Genomic DNA, 13,293 nt, shown 5'->3' with positions numbered 1-13,293 from the left:
TAAATTCGCTTTCACCCAGAGGTTTGTTTGGCAAAAGAAGAACTGCTCGAAATGCGTGGACAGGTTGTGGAGCTTCTCCCCAACGCCATGTTCCGCGTGAAGCTTGAGAACGATCACGAAATTCTCGGTCACACCGCCGGCAAGATGCGCAAGAACCGCATCCGCGTGCTGGTCGGCGACGAGGTGCTGGTCGAGCTGACGCCCTATGATCTCACCAAGGGCCGCATCACCTATCGCTTCAAGTGACGCCTGCGGGCCGTCGCGGACTATGTGGCGACCTCCCTTTCCGTTCGGGCCGAGCGCAGTCGAGGCCCCGCTCGCACACGATGCGCGTGCCCCTCGACTTCGCTCGGGGCGAACGGAGGGTGGTGATGAATCACATCTTCCGTGCGAGCTGAACCGATGACGCCCAATCTCGTTCTCGCCTCCTCCTCGCCGCGCCGTCGCGATCTGCTCGCGCGGATTGGCGTCGTGCCTGCGCGAATCGAAGCGCCTGCCATCGACGAGAGCTCGCATCCGCGCGAGCTGCCGCGCGTCTACGCGCTGCGGCTGGCGCAGGAGAAAGCCGCCGCCGTGGCGCGTGCCGACGGCGAAGTGGTGATCGCGGGCGACACCACCGTCGCGGTCGGCCGCCGCATCCTGCCACCGGCCGAGACCGAGGATGTCCAGCGCGAACTGCTCGCGCTGCTGTCGGGGCGCAGGCACCATTGTATCAGCGCGGTGTGTGCGATCGACGCGGGCGGCACGGTGCGCACGCGGATGGTGGATACGATCGTCGCGTTCAAGCCGCTGTCGCCGGCCGAGATCGACGCTTATGTCGCGTGCGGCGAGGGACTCGGCAAGGCCGGCGGTTACGCCATCCAGGGCCGCGCCGAAGCCTATGTGCGCTATCTGGCCGGCAGCCATTCGGGCGTGATCGGCCTGCCGCTGTTCGAAACACGTTCGCTGCTGATCGCCTCGGGTCTCGCGCTTGGCTGAATGGCTGTACGAAGCCGGCATCGGCGAGGCGCGTGCCGCGCTGGTCGAGGACGGCGATATCCTCCAGGCGCGCATTGAACTCGACGACACCTTCCCGCGCCTCGGCGCGGTGCTGGCGGCGCGGCTGATCGAGATCACGACGAAAGGCCGCGAGGGGCGCGTGCGGTTCGAGGGCGGCGAGGCGATGCTCTCACCACTCCCGCCGGGCATCACCCAGGGCGCCGCGCTGACGATCGAGATCACCCGCGAAGCCGTGCGCGAGGCGGGCCGCGACAAACTGCCGCGCGCGACGCCAGCCGAAGGGCCGACGCGCGCCGCGCCGACATTGCTGGAGCGGATCAGCGCCGGCCCCCTGCCCGTTCGTATGTGCCTGCCGCACCAGAGCGATGCGTTCGAGGCGGCGGGCTGGTCCGAGGTGCTGGAAGAAGCGATCGGCGGCGACATCGCCTTTCCCGGCGGCGCGTTGCGGATGATCCCGACCCCGGCGATGACCTTGTTCGACGTCGATGGATCGGGGCCGCTCGAGCCGCTCGCGGTGGCGGCGGCGCATGCGGTCGCCGCCGCGATCGTGCGGCATGACATCGGCGGATCGATCGGCGTGGATTTCCCGACGATCGCTGGCAAGGGGCCGCGCCAGGCGGTCGCCGAGGCGATCGACGCGGGGTTGCCGCAGCCGTTCGAGCGTACCGCCGTCAACGGCTTCGGGTTCCTCCAGATCATTCGCAAGCGTACCCGCGAATCGCTGCCCGAGTTGCTTCGCGCCGATCCCGCCGGCGCGCGGGCGCGAGCGCTGCTGCGCGCGATCGAGCGGACGCCGCCGCCGGTGCCGGCGCTTCACCACGTTTCGCCGGCGGTCCACGCCGCGCTTGCCGCGCGCGCCCACTGGCGCGATGCGCTCGCACGGCGTACCGGCGCCGATATCCGTTTCGAGGTACGATGATGGCCAGAACCAAGCCCTGCCCTTTGTGCGGCAACGCCCCCAGCCCCGAGTACACGCCGTTTTGCAGCCGCGGCTGCCGTGACCGCGACATGCTCAAATGGCTCGGCGAGGGCTATACGATTCCGGTCGATACGAACGAAGATGCCGATAATCGCATCACCGAGCGCAACGGCGGGCTGGACAGCACCGAAAAGCCCGATTAAGGACGCGCCTCCCCGATCCGAAACGGATCATGCCCGGGTAGCTCAGTTGGTAGAGCATGCGACTGAAAATCGCAGTGTCGGCGGTTCGACTCCGTCCCCGGGCACCATTTCCCTACAATAGCGTCGATCGTCAAAACGCGTAGCGCGCAAGCATCCCTGTGCGCTGACCGCCGGCTGGATCTTTTTTGACTGATCCAAGTTTAGATCAGCAAATCTTTGATGAATCTTTCAAAACAACGGTTTTGCACGACGGCGAGCGTGGCATAGGACTGGCGTTTTCTGGCGAGTGGCGAGCGAATGTCGGGCAGCACCATAATATCGACCGGCAACGTCGGGCTGGATACGATCCTGAAGGGCGGCTTACCGGCTAGCCGGCTCTACCTGCTCGAAGGCGCGCCCGGTGCGGGCAAGACGACGCTGGCGCTTCAGTTCCTGCGTGAAGGCGTCGCACAGCGCGAGCCGGTCCTCTACATCACCCTGTCCGAGACCAAGGAAGAGCTTGCGATCGTCGCGGCATCGCACGGCTGGAACATCGACGATTTCGCGATCTTCGAATTCACATCGGCATCCGAGATCCTCGGCGACGCGCGCGACCAGTCGATCCTCCACCCCTGGGAGATGGAACTGGGCGAGACGATCAAACTCATCCAGGACGAGGTCGAGCGCGTAAAACCGACTCGGATCGTGTTCGACAGCCTGTCGGAAATGCGGCTGCTCGCGCAGGATCCGCTGCGCTATCGTCGGCAGGTGCTCGCGCTCAAGCAGTTCTTCGCCGGGCGCAGCGGCACGGTGCTGCTGGTCGATGACATGACCGGATCGGAAAACGGCCGCGATTCGCAGCTGCACAGCCTCTGCCACGGCGTCATCACGCTCGAGCGGTTGACGCTCGACTTCGGCGCGGCGCGGCGGCGGTTGCAGGTGCAGAAGCTGCGCGGGGTCGATTTCATCGCCGGCTATCACGATTTCGTGATCCGCAAGGGCGGGCTCGACGTGTTCCCGCGGCTGATCGCGGCCCATCACCATCGCGATTATGGTGCCGAACCTGTCGCGAGCGGCGTGCCCGCGCTCGACGCGTTGCTTGGTGGCGGGCCGCTACGCGGCACCAGCACGTTACTGACCGGGGCGGCGGGCAGCGGCAAGACGACGATCGCGCTGCAATATATCCACGCCGCCTGCGAGCGGGGCGAATGTTCGACGATCTACCAGTTCGACGAGCGGATCGGTACGCTGCTGGCGCGTGCCAGGGCGTTCAATCTCGATCTGCAAACGCATCTCGACAACGGCTGCCTCAGGATCGAGCAGATCGACCCGGCGGAAATTTCGCCGGGCGAATTCGCGGCGCGTATCCGCAGCGAGGTCGAGGGGCGCGGCGCGCGGATGATCGTGCTCGACAGCCTCAACGGCTATATGGCGGCGATGCCGCAGGAGCAGCAGCTTATCCTGCAGATGCACGAGCTGCTTTCATATCTCAGCCAGCAAGGCGTCGTGACCTTCCTCATCAACCCGCAGCAGGGCCTGCTGGGCACGATGGCGACCAACCTCAACGTCTCCTATGTCGCCGATGCGGTGGTGCTGCTGCGCTTCTTCGAAGCCGGCGGACGGCTCCGCAAGGCGATCTCGGTCGTCAAGAACCGCGCCGGCCCGCATGAGGACGCCATTCGCGAACTGCGCATCGACGCGCACGGGGTTCGCGTCGGCGAACCGTTGACCAAGTTCCGGGGCGTGATGACCGGAACGCCCGAATATGTCGGCGCGGGCAATCCGCTGATGGAAGACCGGCTTGAGCCATAGGCGCGCTCCGCTCGGCCACCGGGTTCTCGTCAGCGCGCCCTATGGGCGCGATGCCGCGAGCGTGTCCGCGCTGCTGGCGGCGCAGGGGTATGATGCCTGTATCTGCGCGAGCGTGGGCGAGTTGGCCAGCGCGCTCGACGATCGCACCGGCGTCGTGCTCGTCACCGAGGAGGCGTTGCGCGGCGGGCTGGAGCCGTTGCAGGCGGCGCTCGACGGGCAGCCTGCCTGGTCGGACATCCCCTTCATCCTGCTCGCCTCGCGCCGTGACATCGAGGGCCGGTCGAGCGAGCGGGCGCGGCTGCGCATCGCCGAGAGTCTGTCGAACACGATCGTGCTCGAACGGCCGATCGGCACCGCCTCGCTGCTGAGCGCGGTCGGATCGGCGATGCGATCGCGCCAGCGGCAGTTCGACATGCGCGACCGGCTGCATGATCTGGCGAAGAACGAGGAACGGCTGCGGCTGGCTACGAGCGCGGCGGACATCGGTACGTGGGAATATGATCCCGGAAACGATGTCCTGATCTACGACGCGCGCTGCAAGGCGTTGTTCGGGCTGCCGGCGGACGCCGAGGTGACGTATCGGGACTCGTTCGTCGCCGGGCTTCATGAGGAGGATCGGGAGCGGGCGCTGACGGCGGTTGAGCAATCGCTCGATCCCGACGGCGATGGCCATTACAACATCGAATATCGCACCATCGGCCTGCAGGACAAGGTGACGCGGTGGATCAACGCGCGCGGACGCACGATCCGCGACGCGGCGGGGCGCCTGCGCTTTCTCGGCACCGTGGTCGATATCTCCGCGCGCAAGCAGGCCGAGGCGGCGCTGGCGGAGTCGCAGGCGGCGCTGCGGCGCGAGGGCGAACAGCTCGACCAGTTGAACCGCACGCTCGAGCAGAAGGTCGCCGAGCGAACCGCCGAACTCGAAGCCGAGATGGCGAGCCGAAGCCGGGTCGAGGCGGCGCTGCGGCAGAGCCAGAAGATGGAGGCGGTCGGGCAGCTCACCGGCGGTATCGCACACGATTTCAACAACATGCTGACCGGCGTGATCGGCGCGATGGACATTATGAAGCGGCGGCTCGCGAGCGGGCGGACCGACGATCTCGAACGGTTCATGGACGCCGCGGCGACCTCCGCACAGCGCGCGGCGGCGCTGACCGCGCGGCTGCTGGCGTTTTCGCGGCGGCAGTCGCTCGACACCAAGCCGACCGACATCAACGCGCTGGCGCAATCGCTCGACGATCTGCTGCGACGCTCGATCCGCGAGAACATCGCGCTCGACTTCGCGCTCGCGCCCGACCTGCCGCTGGCGATGACCGACGCCAACCAGTTCGAAAGCGCGATCCTCAACCTGACGATCAACGCGCGCGATGCCATGCCGGAGGGCGGGCAACTCACGATCGAGACACACGCCATCGAGTTCGATACCGCGTATACGGCGGTAAAACCGGACATCGAGCCGGGCCGTTACGTCATGATCGGCGTGTCCGATACCGGCGTCGGCATGACGCCCGAGGTGCTGGAGAAGGTGTTCGAACCCTTCTTCTCGACCAAGCCGACCGGCCAGGGCACCGGGCTCGGGCTGTCGATGGTCTATGGGTTCGCGCGGCAATCGGGCGGACAGGTTCGTATCCACAGCCGGCCCGGACAGGGTACGTCGGTGAAGATCTACCTGCCGATCGCCGAGCAAGCTCCGGTCGCCGAGGGATTGAAAGCGCCGCCGCTGGTGATCGATGGGCATGGCCAGACCGTGCTGCTGGTCGAGGACGACCAATCGGTGCGCCTGCTGGTGCGCGATGTGCTCGAGGAACTGCGTTATCATACGATCGAGGCGAGCGATGCCGATGCCGCGCTGCCGATCCTGCAATCCGACCAGCATATCGATCTGATGGTGTCCGACGTCGGGCTGCCCGGCATGAACGGGCGCCAACTCGCCGAAGTCGCGCGCGCGCATCGGCCCGATCTGCCGATCCTGTTCGTGACCGGCTATGCCGAGAACGCCGCGATCCGCTCGGGCTTTCTCGGCACCAATATGGCGATGATCACTAAGCCGTTCGCGATCGAGGCGCTGAGCGCCAAGATCGCGGAGATGGTGGCTTCGTAGGCATCCTCCCCACGCCGCGGGACGATCAGGCGGCCCGCTTTCGCTCCAGGAAGAAGCGGACCATTTCGCGCGAAGCGTCGGGGCCGGTCGGATCGGTGTAGGAACCGGACGCATCTCCGCCCGACCAGGCATGGCCGGAGCCGGCGATCGTCCAGCGTTCGATCAGGACCGTGCCGTGCGCGTCGACGCTGGTTTCGCGGGTGTAGGAGCGGCCGGTCGGATTGCGGAGGTTTTCGGTCTTCACGGTGAGCGGCGCAGGCGCTGCGGCGGCAGCGGCGGCGACGATCTCGCGGCTGTTGACCTCGTTGACCGTCGCGTCGCGATCCCCGTGGAAGGTGATGACGGGAACGAAGCGCCGTCCGGTGCCTATCGAGCGCGCACCGCCGCCGCGCTGCATCGCCGCCATCGCGCTCGGCAGATCACGCGCGGCCCCACAGGCGAGGCCTGAGTGGATGCCGACGGCGGCATAGAGATCGGGATATTCGGCCGCCATGATCGCCGCCGCCGCGCCGCCCGCCGACATGCCCGCGACATAGACGCGCGCCGGGTCAGCATGCTCCTCGGCGATCACCTGCCGCGTGACGCCGGCGAGCAGCGCCGGTTCGCCACGATCGCGCTGTTGATCTCCGGGCTTGAACCAGTTCCAGCATTTCTGCGCGTTGGCGGCCTGAGTCTGGCGCGGATACGCGACGAGGAAGCCGCGTTCGTCGGCCAGCCGGTTCATGCCTGTCCCCCGCGCGAAATCCTCAGGGGATTGCGTGCAGCCGTGCAGCATGACGACCAACGGCATGCCCGGCTTCGCCTGCGCCGGCCGGTACAGACGGTAATGCATCGTGCCTTCGGGGCCGCTGTAGCTGCGCTCCTCGAAGCTGCCATCGGTATCGGTCCCGGCGGGTGCCTCCGGCTCGGGCTTCGGCCGCGCGAAGGGCAGATTTTCGATCAGCTTGCCGCCGATCACGCTTGCCGGGGACGGCGCGTCGCCACCGCTGCGCGTAAAGGCGGAGCGGAGCAACGCCGTCGCTTCGGCCAGTTTGCCCGATCGCGTCAGGCGGAGCGCCTCTTCCATCGATGTCTTCAATGCCATGTCAAAATATCCTGCGAATGTTCAGGCGACACGATCGGCAAGCGCGGCCTTGACGGCCGGGCTCGCGTGCAGCGCGCCGAGGACGGTGAGCGACGCGATCGTCGCCTTGGCGAGGTCTGGAGAAACCTCGGGATCGATGCTGGCGAGGCCGAGCACGCGGATTTCGAGCACCTCGCCCGCATCACGCACCGCTTCGAGCTGAGCGCGTGAGAAATAGCTGATGCCGAGATCGAGCCGCTTGCGCACGACCGAGGTCTCGGTCGCCTGGCGATGGCGCTCCAACTGGTTGCGGATCGCGGTGCGGATGAAGTCTGTGCGGTTCGAATAGAAGCCGTCGCGCACCATCAGATCGATATGGCCAAGATCGACATAGCCGAGATTGATGGTGATCTTCTCGCTGTCCGCCTTGGGCTTGAACTCGTGAATTTCGGCCACCTACGATCCTTACCATCCGTGTGGATGGTATATGGATGTTGAGCGATGCCGTTCAAGGGGCAGTTCGCATTGCCGCAGTCGGCGAGGCCGACGTCGCAAAGACCGGCAGCCTCCAGCGGACTGCGCTGTTCGATGGGTGTATCCGACAGGAACTGACCGGAGCGCGAGCGCGACCCGTGCGCAACGGCGCAGGTCGGGGCCGCCCCGATCAAGGATGCCGGCCGATCGGACCCGCCGTCAGCAGGCCAATCCGATCGCTGGGCAGCCGTTATTTGTACGCGATATCGCCGGGTTCGGCGCGGTAGGTTTCGCGGACGAAGGTCTTGGCGGCGGTCTGCGTCTTGAACACATCCTCCAGCATCTCGCTCGATACGAGCGGATAGTTTTGCGAATTGTAGCGCGTGGTCCTGACGGTCACGCGGTACACGCCATTGTCGTCCTTGCAGACCAGATACGGGCGAGAGATTGCTTTGGACATGATGGTTCCCTTTGCGTGAATGTGTGGCTCAGAAGCCATCGGCGCCTGCCGTGACGGGCGAGCGGGGCGAGTGTTCGGTGAAATCGACGATCGCGACTTCGGTGGTGAGAAGCATTCCCGCCACCGACGCCGCATCCTGAAGCGCCGAGCGGACGACCAGCGTGGGATCGATCACGCCGGCGGCGACCAGATTCTCGTAGCGTTCGGTCTGCGCGTTGAACCCGGTATCCGGGTCGTTGCCTTCGATCAGGCGCGCCGCGACGACGCCGCCGTCATGACCGGCATTCTCGGCGATCTGGCGCAGCGGTGCGGACAGGGCCGCACGCACGATATCGATACCGCGCGTCTGGTCGTCATTCTCGCCGGTCAGCCCGTCGAGCGTGCGCGAGGCATAGAGCAACGCCGTACCGCCGCCGGGAACAACGCCCTCCTCGACCGCCGCGCGGGTGGCGTGGAGCGCGTCGTCGACGCGGTCCTTGCGCTCGCGCATCTCGACCTCGGTGGTGGCGCCCACGCGGATGATCGCGACGCCGCCGGCCAGCTTGGCAAGCCGCTCCTGCAGTTTCTCGCCATCATAGTCGCTGTCGGTGAGCGTGATCTGCTGCTTGATCGCCTCGACCCGCCCGGCGATCGCGGCCGCATCGCCGGCGCCGCCGACGATCGTGCTGGTGTCCTTGTCGATCGTCACGCGCCGCGCGCTGCCGAGCATGTCGAGCGTGACGGTTTCGAGCTTCATGCCGAGATCGGGCGACACGACCACGCCGCCGGTCAGGATCGCGATATCCTCGAGCATCGCCTTGCGCCGGTCTCCGAAGCCCGGCGCCTTGACCGCTGCGATCTGGAGCGAGCCGCGCAGTTTGTTGACGACGAGCGTCGCGATCGCGGCGCCTTCGACATCTTCGGCGATGATCAGCAGCGGACGGCCCGACTGGGCGGCGGCTTCGAGGATCGGAAGCAGCGGCTGAAGGTCCGACAGCTTCTTTTCGTGGATGAGGATATAGGGCTGTTCAAGCTCGACCGTCATCTTCTCGGCGTTGGTGACGAAATAGGGCGAGAGATAGCCGCGATCGAATTGCATGCCGTCGACGGTTTCGAGTTCGAAGGCCGTGCCCTGCGCATCCTCGATCGTGATGACGCCTTCCTTGCCGACCTTGTCCATCGCGGCGGCGATCATGCGGCCGATCTCCTCGTCGCCATTGGCGGAGACGATGCCGACCTGCGCGATCTCGTCGGTGTTCGAAACGGGGCGCGATTGCGCCTTCAACGCCGCGACCACGCGCACCACGGCGAGATCAATGCCACGCTTGAGATCCATCGAGCTGACGCCGGCGGCGACCGATTTCATGCCTTCGCGCATGATCGCCTGGGCGAGCACGGTCGCGGTGGTGGTGCCGTCGCCAGCGTGATCCTGCGTGCGCGAGGCGACCGCGCGGATCATCTGCGCACCGAGATTCTCGAATTTGTCGCTGAGGGCGATGTCCTTGGCGACGCTCACCCCGTCCTTGGTGATGCGCGGCGCGCCGTAGCCCTTGTCGAGCAGAACGTTGCGGCCCTTTGGCCCGAGCGTGACCTTGACCGCATCGGCAAGGATATCGACGCCGCGCGCGATGCTCTCGCGGGCGGCCCCGGAGAATCGGATGTCTTTCGCTGCCATGATGGCGTTTCCTTTATCCGGGTAGGATCTTCGACTTGCCGCGCAAGCCGATCGGTTCGGAACCTTGGCCGCTGCGAGGGACATCGCCCTGCATCACCGGCAGCGTCATTCAGGCGCGCGACTGCGCCCCGGTGCGAAAGATTCGCCGGGCGCCGGGCGCCACTCGCAAGAATGTAGGGGCGGCGCGGGCTCAGGCCCGGCCCGCCGAAGAAAGCGGAGCGGCGCCGTGGGGCGCCGCTCCGCATCCGATCAGGCCTGCTGCAGGTTTACTGCAGACATCTTGCCGCGCTTGTCGGCTTCCAGCTCATAGGAGATGCGCTGGTCCTTATCGAGCGTGCTCATGCCCGCGCGCTCAACGGCGGAAATGTGGACGAAAGCGTCGCCGCTGCCGTTTTCCGGCTGGATGAAGCCATAGCCCTTGTCGATATTGAAGAATTTCACGGTGCCGGTGACCATAGGAGTATCCCTTGTCATTGTAGATGACGGGTACGCGCCAACAGGGCGCGACCCGGCTTTGGTGAGGCTAGAAAGGGACAAAGGGAGAGCCAGAGCGGCCCAATATCCGTCGCATGCGACGTCAGCCCCTCCTCCATGCGCGTCTTTGCGGCGCAAAGCAATGCTATCGTGCGGGGCGGCAGGCTCGTGGCCGACCGGCACGCCGCCTTGAAGCGGCATCCGGGCGGCGCGCGCGGCGGAGATTCGCGCATCTGGCGCGGGCAGATCGAGCGTGGCCGGAGTCGCGATGGCGCGCGACCCCGGCGACACCCCTCAGGCGGTCAGGTCCAGGACGACACGGCCCTCGATCTGGCCGTTGCGCATGCGGGCGAACACATCGTTGACGTCCTCCAGCCGCGCGGTCGAGATCGTCGCCTTGACCTTGCCGGCGGCGGCGAAATCGATCGATTCCTGGAGGTCGAGCCGCGTGCCGACGATCGAGCCGCGTACGGTGATGCCGTTCAGCACCATGCCGAAGATGTTGAGCGGAAAGTCGCCCGGCGGCAGGCCGTTGAGCGCGACGGTGCCGCCCCGCGCCACCATGCCGATCGCCTGTTCGAACGCCTTCTCGCTGACCGCCGTCACCAGCGCGCCGTTGGCGCCGCCGCCCGTCTCGCGCTTGATCGCGGCGGCGGGATCGCCGTGGCGAGCGTTGACCGTCACCGTCGCGCCGAGACGGCGGGCGAGATCGAGTTTGGCATCGTCCACGTCCACGGCGGCGACGTTGAGGCCCATCGCGACCGCATATTGCACCGCCATGTGCCCGAGCCCGCCGATGCCGGAGATCACCACCCAATCGCCCGGCTTGGTATCGGTCATCTTCAGGCCCTTGTAGACCGTCACGCCCGCGCACAGGATCGGCGCGATCTCGTTGAAGCCGATACTGGCGGGCAGATGGCCGACATAATTGGGATCGGCGATGACATATTCGGCGAATCCGCCGTTGACCGAATAGCCGGTATTCTGCTGGCTTTCGCACAGAGTCTCCCAGCCGCCCATGCAATGCACGCAGTGGCCGCAAGCGCTGTAGAGCCACGGCACGCCGACGCGGTCGCCCTCCTTGACGTGCTTGACGCCCTTGCCGACCGCGGAGACGAAGCCGACGCCTTCATGCCCCGGGATGAACGGCGGGTTGGGCTTGACCGGCCAGTCGCCCTCGGCGGCGTGGAGATCGGTGTGGCACACGCCGGACGCCTGAATCGCGACCTGGATCATGCCGTCGCTCACTTCGGGCACGGGGACTTCGTCGATGGTCAGCGCCTTGCCGAATTCGCGCACGACGGCAGCCTTCATGGTCTTTGCCATGACAGTTCCTTTCAGTTGGAATCGGGGAAGCGCCGGGCCGCTATCCAGTGCGGAGGCGAGCGAGCCCGGCGGAAACCTTAGAAGAAGCCAAGCTTCTTCGGGCTGTAGCTGACCAGCAGGTTCTTGGTCTGCTGGTAATGGTCGAGCATCATCTTGTGATTCTCGCGGCCGATGCCGGACTGTTTGTAGCCGCCGAACGCCGCATGCGCGGGATAGGCGTGGTAGCAGTTGGTCCACACCCGGCCCGCCTGGATCGCCCGGCCCATGCGGTAGGCACGGGTGCCGTCGCGCGTCCATACGCCGGCGCCGAGCCCGTACAGCGTGTCGTTGGCGATCGACAGCGCCTCGGCATCGTCCTTGAACGTCGTCACCGATACGACCGGGCCGAAGATCTCCTCCTGGAAAACCCGCATCGTGTTGTCGCCCTTGAGAACGGTCGGCTTGACGTAATAGCCGTCGAGACCGTCGATCACGTTGCGGCTCCCGCCGGTCAGCACCTCGGCGCCTTCGCCGCGGCCGATGTCGAAATACGAGAGGATCTTTTCCATTTGGTCGCGGGATGCCTGCGCGCCCACCATCGTCGCGGGATCGAGCGGATCGCCCTGCACCATCGCCTCGACCCGCTTGAGCGCGCGCTCCATGAAGCGATCATAGACGCGCTCGTGGATCAGCGCGCGGCTCGGGCACGTGCAGACCTCGCCCTGGTTGAGCGCGAACATGGCGAACCCCTCGATCGCCTTGTCGAAGAAGTCGTCGTCTTCATCGGCGACATCCGCGAAGAAGATGTTGGGGCTCTTGCCGCCCAGTTCGAGCGTGACCGGGATCAGGCTTTCGGAGGCATATTGCATGATGAGCCGGCCGGTCGACGTCTCGCCGGTGAAAGCGATCTTGGCGATGCGCCGCGACTGCGCCAGCGGCTTGCCCGCCTCCAGCCCGAAGCCGTTGACGATGTTGAGCACGCCCGGCGGCAGCAGATCGCCGATCCGTTCGGCCCACACGAGGATCGAGGCCGGGGTCTGCTCGGCCGGCTTGATGACGACGCAATTGCCCGCGGCGAGCGCCGGCGCCAGTTTCCAGCAGGCCATCAGCAGCGGGAAATTCCACGGGATGATCTGCCCGACGACGCCGAGCGGCTCATGGAAATGATAGCCGACGGTGTCGTGGTCGATCTCGGAAATGCCGCCTTCCTGCGCGCGGATGCAGCCGGCGAAATACCGGAAATGATCGATCGCTAGCGGAACGTCGGCGGCGGTGGTCTCGCGGATCGGTTTGCCGTTGTCCCATGTCTCGGCGGTGGCGAGTTCGGCGAGGCACTCTTCCATGCGATCGGCGATGCGATTCAGGATCAGCGCGCGCTCGGCCGGGCTGGTGCGGCCCCAAGCCTCCTTGGCGGCATGTGCGGCGTCAAGCGCGCGCTCGATATCGGCGGCGTTGCTGCGGGGAACCTCGCAGATCACCTGCCCGTCGATCGGCGAGCGATTCTCGAAATAGCGGCCGTCAATGGGTTCGACCCAGGCGCCGCCGATGAAATTGCCGTATCGCGTCTTGAACGGCGCCGTGCGCGCCGTGATGGGCTGATGGACTGTCATGTGCCTCTCCTCGTCCTTGTTGTTGGACTAAGGAAACGCCTTGTCGCGCCGGCTGACAATCGGCCGACCCCGATCCGGCACGGTTCGCGGCGGAATTTTTGCCCGCGATGTGGCGCATCTGGCGCAGCGCGCGACACCTTGATCGACGATGTGTCGCATGTTGCGACAGGTGGCCCGCGCCGAAGTGCCGTGCGGCGCGATCCGGTGAGTCGGACATTTGGTGTCCGCGCGAAACGCGCT

At 66.2% G+C, this 13,293-nt stretch carries 13 protein-coding genes and 1 tRNA gene; 7 read left to right on the top strand and 7 right to left on the bottom strand.

The genetic code is table 11. The annotated features are described in order from the left end of the window. Positions 1-27 precede the first annotated feature (27 nt). The 7 genes from infA (at position 28) to J0A91_RS11190 (ending at position 6,013) form a co-directional block, all read left to right on the top strand. Complete coding sequence (gene infA / locus J0A91_RS11220; protein ID WP_010162480.1) at positions 28-246, top strand: translation initiation factor IF-1; 219 nt, start codon at positions 28-30, stop codon at positions 244-246. Positions 247-402: 156 nt separating this feature from the next. Beyond that, positions 403-978 (top strand): Maf family protein, encoded by a 576-nt coding sequence (locus J0A91_RS11215; RefSeq protein WP_069204983.1) that lies wholly within the window; start codon positions 403-405, stop codon positions 976-978. Then, positions 971-1,918 carry an Rne/Rng family ribonuclease gene (locus J0A91_RS11210; RefSeq protein ID WP_069204982.1) on the top strand — a complete coding sequence of 316 codons (948 nt, stop codon included), beginning with the start codon at positions 971-973 and terminating at the stop codon, positions 1,916-1,918. The genes J0A91_RS11215 and J0A91_RS11210 overlap by 8 nt, the downstream gene beginning before the upstream one ends. Further along, positions 1,918-2,121 carry a DNA gyrase inhibitor YacG gene (locus J0A91_RS11205; protein ID WP_150126902.1) on the top strand — a complete coding sequence of 68 codons (204 nt, stop codon included), beginning with the start codon at positions 1,918-1,920 and terminating at the stop codon, positions 2,119-2,121. Before J0A91_RS11210 ends, J0A91_RS11205 begins: the two co-directional genes overlap by 1 nt. A gap of 31 nt (positions 2,122-2,152) precedes the next feature. Further along, positions 2,153-2,228 (top strand) — tRNA-Phe (locus J0A91_RS11200). A gap of 190 nt (positions 2,229-2,418) precedes the next feature. Further along, on the top strand, positions 2,419-3,912 hold the full coding sequence (locus J0A91_RS11195) for an ATPase domain-containing protein (RefSeq protein ID WP_069204981.1): 1,494 nt from the start codon (positions 2,419-2,421) through the stop codon (positions 3,910-3,912). Further along, entirely contained in the window at positions 3,902-6,013 is a 2,112-nt protein-coding gene (locus J0A91_RS11190) for an ATP-binding protein (RefSeq protein WP_069204980.1), read from the top strand. The genes J0A91_RS11195 and J0A91_RS11190 overlap by 11 nt, the downstream gene beginning before the upstream one ends. Positions 6,014-6,038: 25 nt before the next feature. Here the strand turns inward: J0A91_RS11190 and J0A91_RS11185 are convergent, their stop codons facing one another. The 7 genes from J0A91_RS11185 to adh form a co-directional block, all read right to left on the bottom strand. Next, positions 6,039-7,097 (bottom strand): extracellular catalytic domain type 1 short-chain-length polyhydroxyalkanoate depolymerase, encoded by a 1,059-nt coding sequence (locus J0A91_RS11185; protein ID WP_069204979.1) that lies wholly within the window; start codon positions 7,095-7,097, stop codon positions 6,039-6,041. 21 nt (positions 7,098-7,118) lie between these two features. Further along, a complete protein-coding gene (locus tag J0A91_RS11180; RefSeq protein WP_069204978.1) occupies positions 7,119-7,532 on the bottom strand; it encodes a CopG family transcriptional regulator in 414 nt (137 codons plus the stop codon). Between the two features lie 268 nt (positions 7,533-7,800). Beyond that, positions 7,801-8,010, bottom strand: coding sequence for a hypothetical protein (locus J0A91_RS11175; RefSeq protein WP_069204977.1), 210 nt, complete (start codon positions 8,008-8,010; stop codon positions 7,801-7,803). A gap of 28 nt (positions 8,011-8,038) precedes the next feature. Further along, positions 8,039-9,664: a chaperonin GroEL gene (groL, locus tag J0A91_RS11170; RefSeq protein ID WP_069204976.1), complete on the bottom strand. Its 1,626-nt coding sequence runs from the start codon at positions 9,662-9,664 to the stop codon at positions 8,039-8,041. Positions 9,665-9,913: 249 nt separating this feature from the next. After that, the gene (locus tag J0A91_RS11165; RefSeq protein ID WP_069204975.1) at positions 9,914-10,120 is read right to left on the bottom strand and encodes a cold-shock protein; all 207 of its coding nucleotides are present in this window, start codon (positions 10,118-10,120) and stop codon (positions 9,914-9,916) included. A gap of 312 nt (positions 10,121-10,432) precedes the next feature. Continuing rightward, on the bottom strand, positions 10,433-11,464 hold the full coding sequence (gene adhP / locus J0A91_RS11160; protein WP_069204974.1) for an alcohol dehydrogenase AdhP: 1,032 nt from the start codon (positions 11,462-11,464) through the stop codon (positions 10,433-10,435). Positions 11,465-11,541: 77 nt separating this feature from the next. Continuing rightward, positions 11,542-13,053: an aldehyde dehydrogenase gene (gene adh / locus J0A91_RS11155; protein ID WP_069204973.1), complete on the bottom strand. Its 1,512-nt coding sequence runs from the start codon at positions 13,051-13,053 to the stop codon at positions 11,542-11,544. Between the last annotated feature and the right edge of the window lie 240 nt (positions 13,054-13,293).

This window comes from Sphingomonas panacis (genome assembly GCF_001717955.1).
GTDB classification, from domain to species: domain Bacteria; phylum Pseudomonadota; class Alphaproteobacteria; order Sphingomonadales; family Sphingomonadaceae; genus Sphingomonas; species Sphingomonas panacis.
The sequence above is the reverse complement of the archived record's forward strand: the minus strand, read 5'-3'. Positions and strand labels throughout refer to the sequence as shown.